General features: G+C 45.5%; 18 protein-coding genes and 1 other RNA gene. 9 read left to right on the top strand and 10 right to left on the bottom strand.

Annotated elements, in window-relative coordinates; all coding sequences use genetic code 11:
• The first annotated feature begins 38 nt into the window (after positions 1 to 38).
• Both fbaA and mscS read left to right on the top strand, forming a co-directional pair.
• Positions 39 to 1,115, top strand: a complete 1,077-nt coding sequence (gene fbaA, locus KIT90_RS18155; RefSeq protein WP_005436482.1) for a class II fructose-bisphosphate aldolase — start codon at positions 39 to 41, stop codon at positions 1,113 to 1,115.
• A 458-nt stretch (positions 1,116 to 1,573) separates the two neighbouring features.
• Positions 1,574 to 2,440, top strand: coding sequence for a small-conductance mechanosensitive channel MscS (gene mscS, locus KIT90_RS18160; RefSeq protein ID WP_005436480.1), 867 nt, complete (start codon positions 1,574 to 1,576; stop codon positions 2,438 to 2,440).
• Between the two features lie 63 nt (positions 2,441 to 2,503).
• Here the strand turns inward: mscS and KIT90_RS18165 are convergent, their stop codons facing one another.
• Both KIT90_RS18165 and KIT90_RS18170 read right to left on the bottom strand, forming a co-directional pair.
• Positions 2,504 to 2,986 carry a YbaK/EbsC family protein gene (locus KIT90_RS18165; RefSeq protein WP_020196162.1) on the bottom strand — a complete coding sequence of 161 codons (483 nt, stop codon included), beginning with the start codon at positions 2,984 to 2,986 and terminating at the stop codon, positions 2,504 to 2,506.
• A 24-nt stretch (positions 2,987 to 3,010) separates the two neighbouring features.
• Positions 3,011 to 3,640, bottom strand: a complete 630-nt coding sequence (locus KIT90_RS18170) for a LysE/ArgO family amino acid transporter (RefSeq protein ID WP_005436477.1) — start codon at positions 3,638 to 3,640, stop codon at positions 3,011 to 3,013.
• Between the two features lie 142 nt (positions 3,641 to 3,782).
• Here KIT90_RS18170 and KIT90_RS18175 point away from each other — a divergent pair, with 142 nt between their 5' ends.
• Positions 3,783 to 4,679, top strand: coding sequence for a LysR family transcriptional regulator ArgP (locus KIT90_RS18175; RefSeq protein WP_009707613.1), 897 nt, complete (start codon positions 3,783 to 3,785; stop codon positions 4,677 to 4,679).
• Between the two features lie 261 nt (positions 4,680 to 4,940).
• Positions 4,941 to 5,636, top strand: coding sequence for an oxidative stress defense protein (locus KIT90_RS18180; protein ID WP_009707611.1), 696 nt, complete (start codon positions 4,941 to 4,943; stop codon positions 5,634 to 5,636).
• A gap of 76 nt (positions 5,637 to 5,712) precedes the next feature.
• Here KIT90_RS18180 and serA read toward each other — a convergent pair whose 3' ends face one another.
• The 5 genes from serA to KIT90_RS18205 form a co-directional block, all read right to left on the bottom strand.
• Entirely contained in the window at positions 5,713 to 6,942 is a 1,230-nt protein-coding gene (gene serA / locus KIT90_RS18185) for a phosphoglycerate dehydrogenase (RefSeq protein WP_009707610.1), read from the bottom strand.
• Positions 6,943 to 7,201: 259 nt separating this feature from the next.
• On the bottom strand, positions 7,202 to 7,858 hold the full coding sequence (gene rpiA, locus KIT90_RS18190; protein ID WP_005436473.1) for a ribose-5-phosphate isomerase RpiA: 657 nt from the start codon (positions 7,856 to 7,858) through the stop codon (positions 7,202 to 7,204).
• Between the two features lie 58 nt (positions 7,859 to 7,916).
• Positions 7,917 to 8,510, bottom strand: a complete 594-nt coding sequence (locus KIT90_RS18195; protein WP_285377905.1) for a 5-formyltetrahydrofolate cyclo-ligase — start codon at positions 8,508 to 8,510, stop codon at positions 7,917 to 7,919.
• Between the two features lie 5 nt (positions 8,511 to 8,515).
• Positions 8,516 to 8,700: non-coding RNA, 6S RNA (gene ssrS, locus KIT90_RS18200), on the bottom strand.
• Between the two features lie 8 nt (positions 8,701 to 8,708).
• Positions 8,709 to 9,017: a cell division protein ZapA gene (locus tag KIT90_RS18205; RefSeq protein WP_039841960.1), complete on the bottom strand. Its 309-nt coding sequence runs from the start codon at positions 9,015 to 9,017 to the stop codon at positions 8,709 to 8,711.
• Positions 9,018 to 9,267: 250 nt separating this feature from the next.
• Here KIT90_RS18205 and KIT90_RS18210 point away from each other — a divergent pair, with 250 nt between their 5' ends.
• The 3 genes from KIT90_RS18210 to KIT90_RS18220 are packed head-to-tail and all read left to right on the top strand — an operon-like array spanning position 9,268 to position 12,301.
• Complete coding sequence (locus tag KIT90_RS18210; protein ID WP_009699857.1) at positions 9,268 to 9,846, top strand: YecA family protein; 579 nt, start codon at positions 9,268 to 9,270, stop codon at positions 9,844 to 9,846.
• 40 nt (positions 9,847 to 9,886) lie between these two features.
• Positions 9,887 to 11,065, top strand: a complete 1,179-nt coding sequence (ubiH, locus tag KIT90_RS18215; RefSeq protein WP_285377906.1) for a 2-octaprenyl-6-methoxyphenyl hydroxylase — start codon at positions 9,887 to 9,889, stop codon at positions 11,063 to 11,065.
• A 27-nt stretch (positions 11,066 to 11,092) separates the two neighbouring features.
• Positions 11,093 to 12,301, top strand: coding sequence for an FAD-dependent 2-octaprenylphenol hydroxylase (locus tag KIT90_RS18220; protein ID WP_285377907.1), 1,209 nt, complete (start codon positions 11,093 to 11,095; stop codon positions 12,299 to 12,301).
• A gap of 78 nt (positions 12,302 to 12,379) precedes the next feature.
• On the opposite strand, the gene KIT90_RS18225 is transcribed toward KIT90_RS18220, so the two are convergent.
• The 3 genes from KIT90_RS18225 to ygfZ form a co-directional block, all read right to left on the bottom strand.
• Entirely contained in the window at positions 12,380 to 12,586 is a 207-nt protein-coding gene (locus tag KIT90_RS18225) for a DUF1107 domain-containing protein (RefSeq protein WP_005449772.1), read from the bottom strand.
• A gap of 652 nt (positions 12,587 to 13,238) precedes the next feature.
• The gene (locus KIT90_RS18230) at positions 13,239 to 13,712 is read right to left on the bottom strand and encodes an aminoacyl-tRNA deacylase (RefSeq protein ID WP_009707606.1); all 474 of its coding nucleotides are present in this window, start codon (positions 13,710 to 13,712) and stop codon (positions 13,239 to 13,241) included.
• Positions 13,705 to 14,673, bottom strand: coding sequence for a tRNA-modifying protein YgfZ (ygfZ, locus tag KIT90_RS18235; protein ID WP_285377908.1), 969 nt, complete (start codon positions 14,671 to 14,673; stop codon positions 13,705 to 13,707). The genes KIT90_RS18230 and ygfZ overlap by 8 nt, the downstream gene beginning before the upstream one ends.
• Positions 14,674 to 14,909: 236 nt before the next feature.
• On the opposite strand from ygfZ, the gene KIT90_RS18240 reads away from it, so the two are divergent.
• Both KIT90_RS18240 and KIT90_RS27940 read left to right on the top strand, forming a co-directional pair.
• On the top strand, positions 14,910 to 15,170 hold the full coding sequence (locus KIT90_RS18240; protein ID WP_005429937.1) for a succinate dehydrogenase assembly factor 2: 261 nt from the start codon (positions 14,910 to 14,912) through the stop codon (positions 15,168 to 15,170).
• On the top strand, positions 15,118 to 15,558 hold the full coding sequence (locus tag KIT90_RS27940) for a protein YgfX (RefSeq protein WP_354391130.1): 441 nt from the start codon (positions 15,118 to 15,120) through the stop codon (positions 15,556 to 15,558). Before KIT90_RS18240 ends, KIT90_RS27940 begins: the two co-directional genes overlap by 53 nt.
• Position 15,559: the final 1 nt, after the last annotated feature.

Genomic DNA, 15,559 nt, shown 5'->3' on the forward strand with positions numbered 1-15,559 from the left:
TTTTGTTTATAAAACGACAGATAAATAGGATTACATCCATGTCTAAGATCTTCGACTTCGTAAAACCAGGTGTTATCTCTGGCGATGACGTTCAGAAAGTATTTGAAGTAGCAAAAGAGAACAACTTTGCACTTCCAGCAGTAAACGTTGTTGGTACTGATTCTGTAAACGCAGTACTTGAAGCAGCTGCAAAAGTTAAAGCTCCAGTTGTTGTTCAGTTCTCTAACGGCGGCGCAGCTTTCTTCGCTGGTAAAGGCGTTAAACTTGAAGGTCAAGGTGCACAAATCCTTGGCGCTGTAGCTGGTGCTAAATACGTTCACGCTGTAGCTGAAGCTTACGGTGTGCCAGTAATCCTACACACTGACCACGCTGCTAAGAAACTTCTACCATGGATCGACGGCCTACTAGACGCTGGTGAAGAGTTCTTCGCTCAAACTGGTAAGCCTCTATTCTCTTCTCACATGCTAGACCTTTCTGAAGAGTCTCTAGAAGAGAACATCGAAACATGTGCTAAGTACCTAGAGCGCATGGCTAAAATGAACATGACAATCGAGATCGAACTTGGTTGTACTGGTGGTGAAGAAGACGGCGTTGATAACTCTGATATGGACGCATCTGAGCTTTACACTTCTCCAGAAGACGTTGCATACGCATACGAGAAACTAAGCGCTGTTAGCCCACGTTTCACTATCGCAGCATCTTTCGGTAACGTACACGGTGTATACAAGCCAGGTAACGTTGTTCTAACTCCAACTATCCTACGTGACTCTCAAGCATACTGTGCAGAGAAGTTCGGTATCGCACCAAACGCTCTAAACTTCGTATTCCACGGTGGTTCTGGTTCTACTGAAGCAGAAATCCAAGAGTCTATCGGCTACGGTGTTATCAAAATGAACATCGATACTGATACACAGTGGGCTACATGGGACGGTATCCGTGCATACGAAGCGGAAAACCGCGATTACCTACAAGGTCAAATCGGTAACCCAACTGGCGAAGACGCTCCAAACAAGAAGTACTACGATCCACGCGTATGGCTACGTGCTGGTCAAGCTTCAATGGTAGCTCGCCTAGAGAAAGCATTTGCTGACCTAAACGCAGTAGACGTACTATAATTCGTCTCAACTGAGTTTCTAAAAACCCGCTCTTAGAGCGGGTTTTTTTATGTCTAAACAATGAGACAGCCTAAATTCTCCTTCCTGTAGCAATTGATAACTAAATCAACTGCTATATGATCACCGAACTTCATATCCCTTCTGTTTTTGGCGCAAATTTCGAAACTCAGCGCATTTCCGCACCAAGTGGCATAAAACCAAGTAAAAAGTGTGGCGAAATGTAAATCCATTGCGTACTCTGTAACATGCCAGTATCAGAAAAATCTGATAAAGCTTTGTTTTGTAGGTCTTTGCTAAACTCTGACTTTGCAAAATTTCAGTTTTGAGATATTGTGCCAAAAATCTGACACTGTTCAGGAAAACAATAGGGATGTTGTTGTGAATAAGAACCTATAAAAAACAAGGTTCATAAATTAACGGCAATTAGATTTAATATCTTTATTTTGAGGATACGAATTATGGCAGGTGAATCGATGGGTATCGATACCTCTTTAACGGATGGTTTGAGCAAAGCTGAAACATGGCTAAATAACAACTCAGATCTTCTTATTCAGTACGGTGTGAACATCATTTCTGCACTGCTGATCCTATTTATCGGTAACATTATCGTTAAAGCGGTAGCAAACAGCGTTTCAAAAGTGCTTGAAAAGAAAAAGATGGACAAAGCTGTTGTTGAATTCGTCAATGGTTTAGTTCGTTACCTTCTATTTGTTATCGTACTTATCGCGGCACTAGGCCGTGTAGGTGTTCAAACTGCATCTGTAGTTGCGGTAATCGGTGCGGCAGGTCTTGCTGTTGGTCTTGCTCTACAAGGCTCACTATCTAACTTTGCAGCGGGCGTACTAATTGTTGCATTCCGTCCATTCAAGTCTGGTGACTACGTAGAAATCGGCGGTGTAGCAGGTAGTGTTGAAGCAATTCAAATCTTCCAAACTGTACTAAAAACACCTGACAACAAAATGGTTGTTGTACCGAACTCATCAGTTATCGGCGGCGCAATCACGAACTACTCTCGCCACGCTACGCGTCGTGTAGACCTAGTTATCGGTGTTTCTTACAGCGCTGACCTTAAGCAAACTAAGCAAGTTATCCGTGACGTGCTAGAAAAAGATGAGCGTATCCTTAAAGATCCAGCAATCCAAATTGGTGTACTGGCTCTAGCAGATTCTTCAGTGAATTTCGTGGTTCGTCCATGGTGTAAAACTGCTGATTACTGGGACGTTTACTTCGATTCTACTCAAGCAATCAAAGAAGCGTTGGATGAAGCAGGCATCGAAATTCCATTCCCACAAATGGATGTTCACTTGAACAAAGTAGAAGCTTAATCCCTTCGATTGAGAACATGAAAAAGCGAGGCAATGGCCTCGCTTTTTTTATATCCTAATTTTCTAAAGTTCTAACAGAGTGTTACTGCCAGCAAGGAGCAGACGTTTAAGTTCGCTACCTGCAAAGCCAAAGGTTAACTCGGGTAAACCTGGTGTATAGAGCAACTCATCATGTTGGTAGAGTGCTGTATCGACGATAATGGTGACATGTTCAGGTAAGCCAATAGGACAAACTGCGCCGGGCACACAGCCTAGCTGCTCAATCATTTCATCGTCGCTGCAAATTGAAGGTCGTTTACCAGTAATGGCTTTGATTTGCTTGGAGTCTAGACGCGAGTCCTTGTCGGTTAGGTATACTGCATAACCTTGCCCTTTCAGCTTGAGAAAAAGACTCTTAGTATGCGTGCCTGTCCAACCGAGTTGTGCGGCGACTTTGACGTCGGTTTCGAAGTCGAGAATGGCTTCGTGTTGCCATTCTCTAAAGGGGATGGAGAGCGCATTGAATCGCTCTCGGTTGATTTGATGGATTTTTTCCAGTGACTCCATGTCGTGTTTCTTTCCTATTTGTCTTTACCAGTATTTGGTGACTAACTCATTCGCAAGTACAAAAGCGATAGTAAACATCATAGCGGCAACCGCAATATCAATGCCTTTCTTCACTTTCGGTTTTGAGAGCGTCGGACCTAATTTCGCAGCACCTAATGAGAGTGTGTAGAACCACACAAATGAAGCCATGATGGTGCCCATTGCAAATGCGATGCGATCGTTGCCTTCGAATTGACCACCAATTGAACCCAAGATTACCACGGTATCTAAGTAAAGATGTGGGTTCAACACTGTGACGGCAAGTGCGCCAAGAATCACGGTACGACGGCCTCGAGCGACGACTTCACCTTTCGATTCAGAGGCGTTTGCTGGCTTGAATGCGCTTTTTAGTGACAGTAAACCGTAAACACTTAAGAAGGCAATGCCACCTAAAGTGACTGAGGTCAGCAGGATTTCATTTTGCGATAGGATCGCACCACCACCAAAAATACCAAGCGATATGAAGATCATATCTAGGATGCTACAGATAGTCGCGGTCGTCAGGTGATGTTGGCGCTTAATACCTTGGTTAAGGACGTACGCATTCTGCGCACCGATTGGAATGATCATCGTCGCACCTAAACCGAATCCTTGTAATAACACCCAAAAGCTCACAACACACCTCAAAAAATTAGCAATAGAACAACAGAGGAATGGAAGATAAAGCTTTTATTGAAATAAGTATAATTAATGATTTTAATATATTATTAGTAACACTTATCTGGTGTTTTGGGCGTTTATTAAGGAGGAAAAACACGTGCGAGGATTGGACTATAAATGGATTGAAGCGTTAGATGCGGTAGTGCATCAAGGCAGCTTTGACCGAGCGGCTGAACACCTTTTTGTCTCACAATCAGCCATTTCCCAGCGAATTAAACAGCTAGAGAAGTACCTTGCCCAACCGGTTCTTATTCGTGAGCAACCACCCAAGCCAACCCCGATTGGTAAGAAGTTACTCGGGCTTTATCGCCGAGTAAGACTGCTTGAGCATGAAATCCTCCCTGAACTAAAAAACGACACGACAACACGCCCTGTACAGCTTTCATTGGCAACCAATGCAGACAGCCTCGCGACCTGGCTCTTACCTGCGTTGCAAGACGTAATGAAGCATCGCCAAGTGGAACTAAAACTGACTATTTATGGCGAGTCGCGCTCGATTGAGAAGCTAAGAAGTGGTGAGGTTGCAGGGGCGATCAGTTTAGAGTCTCAAGCCATTCCGGGCTGTCGAGCAGACTATCTTGGTCGCATCGATTATGTTTGTGTGGCCAACCCAGAGTTTTATCAACGTTACTTCTCGGAAGGAGTCAACAACCAGACTTTGGCCAAAGCGCCGGCGGTGTCTTATGACCAATATGATGATCTGCATAAGAAGTTCTTAACGGAACACTTCAACGTGAGGCCAGATAGCGTGATTCATCACAACATCAGTAGCTCAGAAGCTTTCCTTAAGATGGCGTTAGCAGGCGTGGCTTATTGTTTGATTCCCCGATTGCAGATCACTGACGAACTGGAGAAAGGTGAGTTGATTGATATTACGCCGGGCTTTTTGATGTCCTATCGAATTTACTGGCATCACTGGCAGTTAGAAACGGGTGTGCTTCAAGAGATCTCACAAGCGATCGTTGGCTACGCGCAACAGCATTTGCCACAATAAGTTCCCGCTTGCCTCGCGTTTTAAGCTGAAATTACGGCGAAGTAACACAGTCAAAGTTGTGTTAGAAGTCGCTTAGGGCGCTTGGATAATTGGCAGAAGTTTCTATGATGAAGCTATATACACTCCAGTTCATTGGTGCCTCTTATCTTTCTGGTTTTGATGAGGCATCAACTTAATCCGCCATGGCATTCATCGAGTATCTCGTCTTGAACTCCGGCATTTGGAGTGACTTTTCTATTTCAATACGGATGGATTTATCGAATGAAACTGTCTTCAATTTTTCTGGCTTCGGCACTAAGCCTTACTAGCGTTTCTGTACTTGCGAATGATGCACCTGATTTTGCTCATGTGAGTACGACTGGATACGGTGAAGTTGTTGCAACTCCAGATATGGCCACTTTCTCTGTGAAGGTAGTTGATACGACAATGACTGCGGAGCAAGCGAAGCAATCGGTCGATAATACCGTTGATGCGTTTCTAAAAAGCTTAGCGGATGCAGGGTTGTCAAAAGATAACATCACCAGTTCAAACCTATATTTAGCACCGCAGTACCACTATCCGAAATCGGGCAAAGCAGAGCTAGTTGGCTACCGCGCATCGCGTAGTATTGATGTGACGGTAAATGATCTTGCCAACTTGAATGAATACTTGGACATGGCGTTAAAAGCTGGCATTAATCAAGTCGATAATATTCAGCTTAAAGTGAGTAACCAGTCTGAGTATCAGCAAAAAGCGCGTATGGAAGCAATCAAAGATGCACAAAGCAAGGCGGCATCTTTAGCGACTGGTTTTGACAAAAAGTTGGGTGATGTTTGGCAGATTAACTACAACCAAATGCACGCTCGTCCAGTGCTTTTACGTTCAATGGCAATGGATGCAAGAGAGAGTTCGAATAGCTACCAAGACTCTACGCTTGTGATTCGTGACCAAGTAGATGTGGTTTATAAGCTGAAATAGTACAGAGAAAATCACGACGAATAGAAACAGAAAAGGCAGGGGAGTCCCTGCCTTTTTTATGTCGAGTAATCAGCGATTAATGAAGGATACGAGCACGGATTGTGCCTTCGATGCCTTTTAGTTTCACTAGTGCTTCTTCTGCGCGAGAAGTCTCAACGTCGATAACTACGTAACCGATCTCAGCTGCCGTTTGTAGGTACTGACCTGCGATGTTGATGCCGTCTTCCGCAAAGATGGTGTTGATTTGCGTCAGGATACCAGGGCGGTTTTTGTGGATGTGCAACAGACGTGAACATTCACGATGCTCAGGCAGAGATACCTCTGGGAAGTTAACACTTGATAGCGTTGAACCGTTGTCTGAGTATTTCGCCAGTTTACCAGCAACTTCAACACCAATGTTTTCTTGCGCTTCTTGCGTTGAACCACCGACGTGTGGCGTTAGGATTACGTTGTCGAACTTCTGCAGTGGAGACTCAAATGCATCAGCATTGGTTTTTGGTTCTACTGGGAATACGTCAACCGCAGCGCCCGAGATATGACCAGACTCTAGACTGTGGCATAGAGCAGGGATGTCTACGACGGTACCGCGCGCAGCGTTGATAAAGATTGCGCCTGGCTTCATGCGTGCGAACTCTTCTGCACCCATCATGTTTTTGGTCTCTGGCGTTTCAGGAACGTGCAAAGAAATGACGTCACACTTGTTCAGTAGTTCGCTCATGGTGAACACTTGCGTTGCGTTACCTAGCGACAGTTTGTTTTCAATGTCGTAGTAGTAAACGCGCATGCCTAAGTTTTCTGCGATGATACCTAGCTGAGTACCGATGTGGCCGTAACCGATGATACCCAGACGCTTACCACGAGCTTCGTAAGAGCTGTCTGCACTCTTCTTCCAAATACCACGGTGTGCGAGTGCATTTTTCTCAGGGATACCACGAAGAAGCAGTAGTACTTGGCCTAACACCAACTCGGCAACACTGCGCGTGTTTGAGAATGGTGCATTAAATACAGGGACACCGCGTCGAGCGGCAGCACTTAGGTCAACTTGGTTGGTACCGATACAAAAACAGCCAATCGCAACTAGCTTGTTGGCCGCATTGATCACTTCTTCCGATAGGTTCGTTCGGGAACGGATACCGATGAAGTGCACGTCTTTTACTGCTTCAATCAGCTCTTCTTCTGAAAGGGAACCTTTGTGATATTCAATGTTGCTGTAGCCAGCTGCTTGAAGAACTTCAACTGAAGAAGGGTGGAGTCCCTCTAGCAAGAGGATCTTAATCTTTTCTTTTTCCAGTGAAACTTTGGCCATTTTTCTCGTCCTTAAAATGGAAAGGTGGGCTAATGTGGCGCACATAAAGCAAAACCATTAAAAAGGGGATAATTAACAGTTTTGTCGGAAGACAAACGTTTCCCTGTGCGTCTTCTGTTCAATAAAGTAACAAAAAATTTTTGCTTTGGGTAAGAAAATTACGGAATAAGGCATGCTTTTCTTAGAAAAAGGAAGAAAAAACGGCGCCCTAGGGCGCCGTCTGTAATGAAATAACAGAAAATTTAAATCATCTAATGATTTATTCTTCTATTTTCGCACCTTCTGGTGTGCCAGTGATAACCACGTCAGCTCCACGGTGAGCAAACAGACCTACCGTTACCACACCTGCGATGCCGTTGATCTTGTCTTCAAGTTCTTTCGGGTTAGTGATTTGCATGTTGTGCACGTCTAGGATTACGTTGCCGTTGTCCGTCGTCACGCCTTCGCGGTATGCAGGGTCACCACCTAGTTTTACCAATTCACGAGCAACGTATGAGCGCGCCATTGGGATTACTTCTACAGGAAGTGGGAACTGACCAAGTACGTCAACTGCTTTTGTGCCGTCAACGATACATACGAATTTTTCTGAAATAGCCGCAACGATCTTTTCACGAGTCAGTGCAGCACCGCCGCCTTTGATCATTTCACGCGCTGCGTTGATTTCATCTGCACCATCAACGTAGATATCTAGCATTGCTACGTCGTTACACTCGTAAACTTCAATACCAAGCTCTTTTAGACGCTCAGTAGAAGCAACAGAGCTAGACACTGCGCCTTTGATATCATCTTTGATACTGCCTAGGGCATCGATGAAGTGATTCACGGTAGAGCCAGTACCAACACCGACAATGCTGCCTTTCTCAACATACTTAAGTGCTGCCCAACCAGCCGCTTTCTTCATTTCATCTTGAGTCATGCCAATCTCCTGAATAGATGTTCGTTAACGTTTGCGGCGTGATTATAGCGGGTAAGTGTTACTTTTCCCATTGCCAGATTTGGCTTGGAGTCACGATCTTAGGTAATGGAATATCCCAACTTTCAACGGGTAGGCGCTCTACATGCTGGCAATCGTGAGCGATACCGATCGGTTTGGCACCTTCGCCAGTGCTAAACCAGCGTGAGAGAGTCCGGTCGTAGTAGCCTCCGCCCATACCTAAGCGATGGCCGACACTGTCAAACCCGACTAACGGCGTACAAATGACATCCAGTTCACGAACCGGTTTCAGGAATCGGATATCAAGCGCAGGTTCTAAGATTCCGTATTTGTTGTACACCAACTGTTCATCATTGACGTATTGCAAGAACAGTAATTGACCTTTAGAGAAAGGATGAATGACGGGCAGGTAAATCGACTTACCTTGCTGCCTTAGTGATTCAATCAAAGGTTTGGTGTCTAACTCGCCATCGGCAGACAAATAGATGGCAATGTGCTGTGCGGTTTTGATTTCTGCTAACTGTGAAAACTGCTGAACGAGATCGAGCCCAGATTGGAACTGAGTATCGCTACAAAGGGCGTTACGTTTTTCACGGATGAGTTTGCGGAACTCTTGTCGAGATAGGTCTGACATAGAGAGGATACCCCAGGGTGCCGTTGAGGATTGTGGCCCTTGAACCAGCTGGTTCAAGGCGGATCAGCAATGATAACCGTAGGCTTCTCGGTGCATGCCAAGCTTGCTCAATAGCTATCAAGTACTAACCCTTTGGTATTGCTTATCGGCTCAGGGACTTAAATCCAACTGACGCACACCCCAGGGTAAATTTTGTATCTACTGCTGTCCTTGCTTTACCTTACTAAGCGCACTTTCTAAAGACGCGGTGAGCTTTTCCATTCGCTCAGTAATTTCTTGTTGCTGGCCGTTAGATTCGTAGGATTTTGTATGCAATTCATAACAAATGTTCAACGCAGCAAAGGTCAGTAGCTGAATTTCATTGGTTACCTTAGTACGCTCGCTCATCTCTTTCAATCGACGATCAAGATCTTTAGCCGCTGTAATTAGTGACTCTTCTTGCCCCACAGGACAATTGACTCGTGTCATTTTGCCAAGGATTTCAACGTCGATCGCTTGATTGCTCATGATGAATAAACTCTATATTCGCGCTATCTAAGGCGTTGCGTTATACAACTACCGAGGAGGAAACTATAGGAAAACCGCTATTAAGATTCAAGCATTTCCCATCACAGAAAGAAAAATGGTGAAGTGATCACACAGGAATTGGGCAAATTGATTAAATGCTGTCCAAAATTGAATTTGATAGCCGTTTCAGCCGACTAGGCTTGATGGTAGGATATGTCGATACATTATTACGCAAGAATGAGCCAAGATTATGAGTGAAATCACCCTTCCTGAATACCAATCTATTGCTGCTGAACTGAAATCTGCAAGCCTTGCTGTGACCCCAGCAGAATTGCACGGTCTACTTGTTGGCATGCTAAGTGGTGGATTGGCGATTAACGACCAAACCTGGCAACCGATTCTGTTTGATTACACCAACGAAGGCATGGGTTGGCCATCAAGCGCATTAGCACTGGCACAAAGCGTGTTCCAAGTAACCGTTAACGAGCTAACTGGCACTTCTATGGAGTTGTCTCTGCTGCTTCCAGATGAAGCGGGCGAAGAAGGTTTGTTTGCACTAGCAGATGGAGTGTCTGACTTTGTGAACCACTTTATCTCAGGTATGGGCTTAGCGGGCATTGCGATTGATAAGGCATCAGACGATGCAAAAGAAGCTTTGGCTGATCTAGAAGAAATCGCCAAGCTTGGTATTGATGAAGACGATGACCTAGGCGAGCAAGCGCTATTACTAGAGCAAGTAATCGAACACGTTAAAGCCTGCGTATTAACTATTCATGCAGAGTTTGGTGCTCGTCCTGAAAGCAACGAAAACAAACCAACGATTCATTAATCACTCGTTCCCCATTATCGAATAGTATCTAGAGGTTAGCATGAGGCAATATGACGTTGTAATTGCTGGTGGTGCCATGGCTGGTGCCACACTTGCGTTAGCAATCGACCGTTTATCTAAAGGCGCGCTGCAAATTGCGGTTGTTGAGCCTTTTAAAGCCCAATCGGATCAACATCCGGGGTTTGATTCGCGCTCGATTGCTCTGTCCTACGGTACGGTCAATATTCTGCGTCACTTGCAGTTGTGGTCTGCTATAGAGCCTTGTGCAACCCCAATTGAACATATTCATGTTTCTGACCGCTCTCATGCGGGCATGACTGAGATTACCAAGCACGAAGTTGGCGTTGAAGCGCTTGGCTACGTAGTCGAACTCGCCGATGTTGGCCGCGTCTACCAAGATCTCTTGGATAAGAGTGAGGCGATCACTCTGTTTTGCCCTGATTCGGTTGCGAACATCGAACGTGAGCAAGACAAAGCACACATTGAACTGAGCAGCGGTGAAAAGCTGGAAGCTAAGTTACTGGTGGCTGCCGATGGGGCAGTATCGCAATGTTGTCAGCAAATCGGCTTAGAGTTGTCTGAACATGATTTCGACCAAGTGGCAGTGATTGCGAATATCGTGACGCAAGAGCCTCATCAAGGTCGCGCTTTTGAACGCTTTACCGAAAATGGTCCAGTTGCACTGCTGCCGATGAGTGACAACCGCATGTCGTTAGTATGGTGTCTGCGTCCTGAAGAAGCGCAAACCGTAGTGAGCTTATCTGACGCTGAGTTCCTTGAACGCCTGCAGAACGATTTTGGTTGGCGGCTAGGTGCGATGCAGAAAGTCGGACAACGCGCGAGCTATCCGCTTCTTCTGCGTCATCGTAAGCAGAACATTTCGCACCGCTTTGCTATTGTCGGCAATGCTGCACAAACACTTCACCCGATTGCTGGGCAAGGCTTCAACCTTGGTATTCGTGATGTGGCATCGTTAGCTGAAGAGGTGGTTAAGCAAGCTGAAGACGCGGGACGTTACCAAGGCTTAATGCGATTTAGCCAGCGCCGTGAAGATGATCGCAGCGAAACAATTTGGTTAACCAGTTCTCTAGTGCATATTTTTTCAAATGATTTACCGGCGATGCGAATTGGGCGTAACCTCGCTCTCGCAACGATGGATAACCTTTCTACTTTTAAGCAGCCGCTGCTACGCCATACGCTTGGTCTAGTGAAACGATAAACGGCAACGAATTAGGTAACAAAAGCAATGATGCAAAGTGTAGATATCGCCATCATCGGCGGTGGAATGGTAGGTTTAGCATTGGCGGCCGCTTTTAAGGACAGTGACCTGCGAGTAGCCGTTATCGAAGGCGCAGTACCAAACGACACACTAAATGAACTGCCAGATGTACGCGTATCGGCGTTGAGCCGTTCAAGTGAAACTATCCTTCGTAACCTTGGTGCTTGGCAGGGTATCGAGCAGCGTCGTGCTTCTCCTTATTATGCGATGGAGGTTTGGGAGCAAGACAGTTTCGCTAACATCGCATTTGATGCACAAAGCATGGCTCAACCAGACCTTGGTCATATCGTTGAAAACCGCGTGATTCAATTAGCGTTGCTAGAACAAGTACAAAAGCTGGATAACGTAACACTGTTTATGCCTGCCCGCTGTGCAACGCTTGCGGTGGGTGAGCAAGAAAGCTGGCTAACGCTCGACAATGGTCAGGCCATGACTGCTAAGTTGGTTGTTGGCGCAGATGGTGCAAACTCTTGGCTGCGTAACCAAATGGATATCCCACTAACGCATTGGGATTACGGTCATAGTGCACTTGTCGCGAACGTGAAAACCGCTGATCCACACAATAGTGTTGCGCGTCAGATCTTTACACCACAAGGTCCATTGGCTTTCCTTCCAATGTCTGATCCGCACATGTGTTCGATTGTGTGGTCTACCGAGCCAAACCGTGCTGAGCAATTGCTGGTGATGAATGAGCAAGAGTTCAATAAAGCACTGACTAGCGAATTTGATGCGCGTTTAGGTTTGTGTGAAGTGGTTGGTGAACGTGCAGCATTCCCACTTAAGATGCGTTATGCGCGTGACTTTGTGGTTGAACGCGTGGCGTTAGTTGGCGATGCAGCACACACAATTCATCCACTAGCAGGGCAGGGTGTGAACCTTGGGTTATTAGATGCGGCGAGCTTAGCGCAAGAAGTGTTGGCGCTGTGGAAACAAGGGCAAGACATTGGCACCAAACGTAATCTACGTGGTTACGAGCGTTGGCGCAAAGCTGAAGCGGCGAAGATGATAGCGGCAATGCAAGGCTTCCGTGATCTGTTCTCCGGTGAGAACCCTGCCAAGAAGTTGGTTCGTGGTATTGGTTTGAGCCTAGCAGGACAACTGCCGGGTGCGAAAGATGAAATCATGAAGCGCGCATTAGGCTTGAAAGGCAATTTGCCGGAACTAGCGCGTCAATAAGCGCGTTTCTCGCTTCACGAATAGAAGACACAAAAAAGGCTGGTTAATCCAGCCTTTCTTATTACATCGATGTTTAAGCTAAGCGTATGCGCATCTGAGCTTCATAATCTCTTGGTTAATCTCTTTTACTGCCTGAAAGTGACGTTTCTCAGCTTTCTCTGGCAACATCAATTTTCCGTTATCAAACTCGAACTTACCGACTCCGTAAATATAAATTCTTCCTTTAAAAAGACGACTTATGTGTTTAGCAATCATACCTGGTGTATAGCGCTTAAACAGTCTCATATTTACTCTTCCTTATCTCTTACCTAGCCCAGTTATTCTACGTTTTTCGCGTAAAAATTATTGTGACAGCAATAGTATTAAGTGCAGTTGAGGTACTTGGCTTTAGAGATTTGTGCTGCCTTAGACAAATTGACAGAGTCATATCTCAAATAGCGTGAGGATTACCTCAAAAAATCATTATCGAAGGAACCAGTCCTTGAGTCCTCCTGTTCTTACGTGGTGCATTAAGCAACAGTTTTGTTACAGAAATAAGAATAGAAGGAAAATGATTGTTTGCTAAATGTTTTTACTCAATGGGTTGCATTTTGTTCGTTTTGACGAGGTTGAAACCTCAAATGCATTGCTTTCATTGAGTTAGAGGAAGAAAAAGGGAAAAAGTTCCACGCAAAAAAAAGCCCGCTTCGGCGGGCGAATAGTCACAGATGCATTACACAAAAGTGGACGACTGACTTAATGAACGCTGTCATACAAGTCAGCAGATTCACTTTACGTTAGCTAAGTCGTTGTTGAAAACTTAACCAACGAATTCAGCATATACGAGTTTTTTATGCGTGACTATTTATGTTTTAAAAATGATTAAAAATTCTTAAGTGTAATCGGAGAGATATGAGTGAGATCACGCAGGAGTGAGAATCCTGCGCTTGATTACATGTTAGCGACAGATATCAGCCATGGTTGGTTGGCATAATTGGATTAGATCATCGATGGATAGCGCTAAGCCAGCCATACGATCTCCGCTGCTAATGGTGATTTCTTTTTCTTCAAGCAAACTTGGATCAAATACGATCGGCATGTAGCGTTTTAAGAGTAGTGGTGTGACAGTACCAATCTTGTATCCGGTAATCGCTTCTACGTCCGCTTGATCAACACACGTCATACGACGGCACTGCAGTAATGCGCGCACCTTCTTTGGATCAACGCTACGATCACCTGGTGCACAAGCAAGCGCATATTGATTTCCCATATCACGCAAAAGAATCGCTTTGACCATTTGAGAAGGGCGAATGCCGCGTTGTTGCGCGGCATCCTCAATGGTTGTTGCTGGCCTTTGATGAGGAAGAAGGCGGTACTCGATGTTTTGGTCCGCCAAAAACTGCATCAAAGGGGTATGAATGGTATTACTCATCGTCAAGGCTGTACGGCAATGCTGCGATTTCCCATTCACACTCAGGTTGAGCAACCAAGCGCAGACGAGTGTCATCGTCTAGGTTGTTTGGTAATACAATGAGCCCCATCGCTTGGTTGTCGCTGAATTGGTAATGTGTGAGCAATGCACCCACTGAACGCCAGTTTTCACCGACGCTACGTTCCAATTCGATTGCACCTTCACCTAAGGCTTCAGCGGTTGCACCTTTAACAATGTACATTGCACGTTTGTTGGTGCCGCGGTATTTCGCGCGCGCTACGGTTTCTTGACCTGTGTAACAGCCTTTCGTAAAGCTGATGCCGCCAAGCACTTGTAGGTTTAGTGCTTGTGGAATGTGCTCGTTTTGCGCATCTGCTGCCACGTATGGTAGTGCTGCTTCAATATCGAAACGGGTCCAAAGCTCATAGGTTGTCAGTGTTGCTTGGCTATCTTCCACTAACGATTGTGCAGCTTCTGCTGTAAGCGCAAGCAACCAGCGGTTTGAAGCGACTTTGACTGCAGTGCCACCTTCAACTGTACGCACGTCGCCAGAATCAGCATTTAATGTTGAGATGAACGCATCTGCATTCTCACCAGCAACACCCAGCACGATGTCGCTAGACTCTTCGATGGTCACTTTCGAGAATACCGCGTACTTTTTGATTTCTTTTAGTTCCACTTCAATCGCTGATTTCGGCTGAACCATTGCATAGCCATCGTTATGGTGGAATAGGCGGAAGACACTCCACACTTTACCTTTCGCATCACAATGTGCACCCAACATTGATTGGTCTTTCTCAAGAGAAACCACATCGCAGGTAACTTGACCGTGTAGGTACGACTTTTTGTCGTCTCCAATCATGGTGATCATACCTAGGTTATCCAATAGCGAGATAGACAGCTCAGGTAGTGCGTCTTGTGTCGATAGGTTCAGCGGTGAAAAGCGAGTTTGCCATTCCATGATTACAATGCCTTTTGAAGATATTTTTCAGCTATGTTAAATGCAGAATCGGCATTTGTCAGCACTCAATATACCCACTCAATTTTAAGGTGTTTGGCTTTGCTGAACGTTTGTTTATTAAATGCGTTCAGGATTTGCAGCGACTTGGCTACATATTGTGACCCGCACACTAGTGACGTTGCACATCCCTTGTTACACTCCGCACTAAGAACAAGACATCTATGAAGGAATACTGAATGTACACTGCGGAAGAAAAGGCGCGTATTAAATGGGCTTGTCGTCGTGGCATGCTTGAGCTTGACGTGGTGATTATGCCGTTTTTTGAAGAGTGCTTTGATGCACTAAATGAGCAAGAGCAGCGTGATTTCGTCTCACTACTAGAATGCGATGATCCCGATCTGTTTACTTGGGTGATGGGCCACGGTCGCAGCGAAAACCTAGGTCATGCATCGATGGTTGATAAAATTGTCGCACACAACCTCAGCAAGGTTCGTTAATCTTAAAGTTAACACTTCTCTATACGCCCAAATTGCCAACCAACTTCTTCTCCTAGGTTGCGTTTGGGCGGTTATCTGCTCTGATATCCCACTCGTCTTATCAACTTATCTGTTACTACTGATTATCCGTTGCCAATTGCAAGGTGGCTTTGTCGTGCCTTCAGCCTGCGGCGGTTGGTATTTGCATCGTGATGGCACAGTACGCAATGACAAACAAACTTCGACAATATCGAGTGTTGATGTGTCGGCGGCGGCGTTCAAAGTCACGTTTGAATTAGTGTCGGGTGAGAAAGTCACGATTTGGCGAGACAGTTGTGAAGACGTGGCATATCGTCAACTGTGTTTGATATTACGACAATGGAAAATAGGAGCCGAAGCTCCCATTTGAC

The sequence above is a fragment of the Vibrio sp. B172a genome (genome assembly GCF_030248355.1).
Taxonomy (GTDB): domain Bacteria; phylum Pseudomonadota; class Gammaproteobacteria; order Enterobacterales; family Vibrionaceae; genus Vibrio; species Vibrio owensii.

Excerpts from the sequence above, each read along its gene's own strand:
- fbaA (WP_005436482.1), top strand. The coding sequence starts at position 39 with ATGTCTAAGATCTTCGACTTCGTAAAACCAGGTGTTATCTCTGGCGAT.
- mscS (WP_005436480.1), top strand. The coding sequence starts at position 1,574 with ATGGCAGGTGAATCGATGGGTATCGATACCTCTTTAACGGATGGTTTG.
- KIT90_RS18165 (WP_020196162.1), bottom strand. The coding sequence starts at position 2,986 with ATGGAGTCACTGGAAAAAATCCATCAAATCAACCGAGAGCGATTCAAT.
- KIT90_RS18180 (WP_009707611.1), top strand. The coding sequence starts at position 4,941 with ATGAAACTGTCTTCAATTTTTCTGGCTTCGGCACTAAGCCTTACTAGC.
- serA (WP_009707610.1), bottom strand. The coding sequence starts at position 6,942 with ATGGCCAAAGTTTCACTGGAAAAAGAAAAGATTAAGATCCTCTTGCTA.
- rpiA (WP_005436473.1), bottom strand. The coding sequence starts at position 7,858 with ATGACTCAAGATGAAATGAAGAAAGCGGCTGGTTGGGCAGCACTTAAG.
- KIT90_RS18195 (WP_285377905.1), bottom strand. The coding sequence starts at position 8,510 with ATGTCAGACCTATCTCGACAAGAGTTCCGCAAACTCATCCGTGAAAAA.
- KIT90_RS18205 (WP_039841960.1), bottom strand. The coding sequence starts at position 9,017 with ATGAGCAATCAAGCGATCGACGTTGAAATCCTTGGCAAAATGACACGA.
- KIT90_RS18210 (WP_009699857.1), top strand. The coding sequence starts at position 9,268 with ATGAGTGAAATCACCCTTCCTGAATACCAATCTATTGCTGCTGAACTG.
- ubiH (WP_285377906.1), top strand. The coding sequence starts at position 9,887 with ATGAGGCAATATGACGTTGTAATTGCTGGTGGTGCCATGGCTGGTGCC.
- KIT90_RS18220 (WP_285377907.1), top strand. The coding sequence starts at position 11,093 with ATGATGCAAAGTGTAGATATCGCCATCATCGGCGGTGGAATGGTAGGT.
- KIT90_RS18225 (WP_005449772.1), bottom strand. The coding sequence starts at position 12,586 with ATGAGACTGTTTAAGCGCTATACACCAGGTATGATTGCTAAACACATA.
- KIT90_RS18230 (WP_009707606.1), bottom strand. The coding sequence starts at position 13,712 with ATGAGTAATACCATTCATACCCCTTTGATGCAGTTTTTGGCGGACCAA.
- ygfZ (WP_285377908.1), bottom strand. The coding sequence starts at position 14,673 with ATGGAATGGCAAACTCGCTTTTCACCGCTGAACCTATCGACACAAGAC.
- KIT90_RS18240 (WP_005429937.1), top strand. The coding sequence starts at position 14,910 with ATGTACACTGCGGAAGAAAAGGCGCGTATTAAATGGGCTTGTCGTCGT.
- KIT90_RS27940 (WP_354391130.1), top strand. The coding sequence starts at position 15,118 with ATGCATCGATGGTTGATAAAATTGTCGCACACAACCTCAGCAAGGTTC.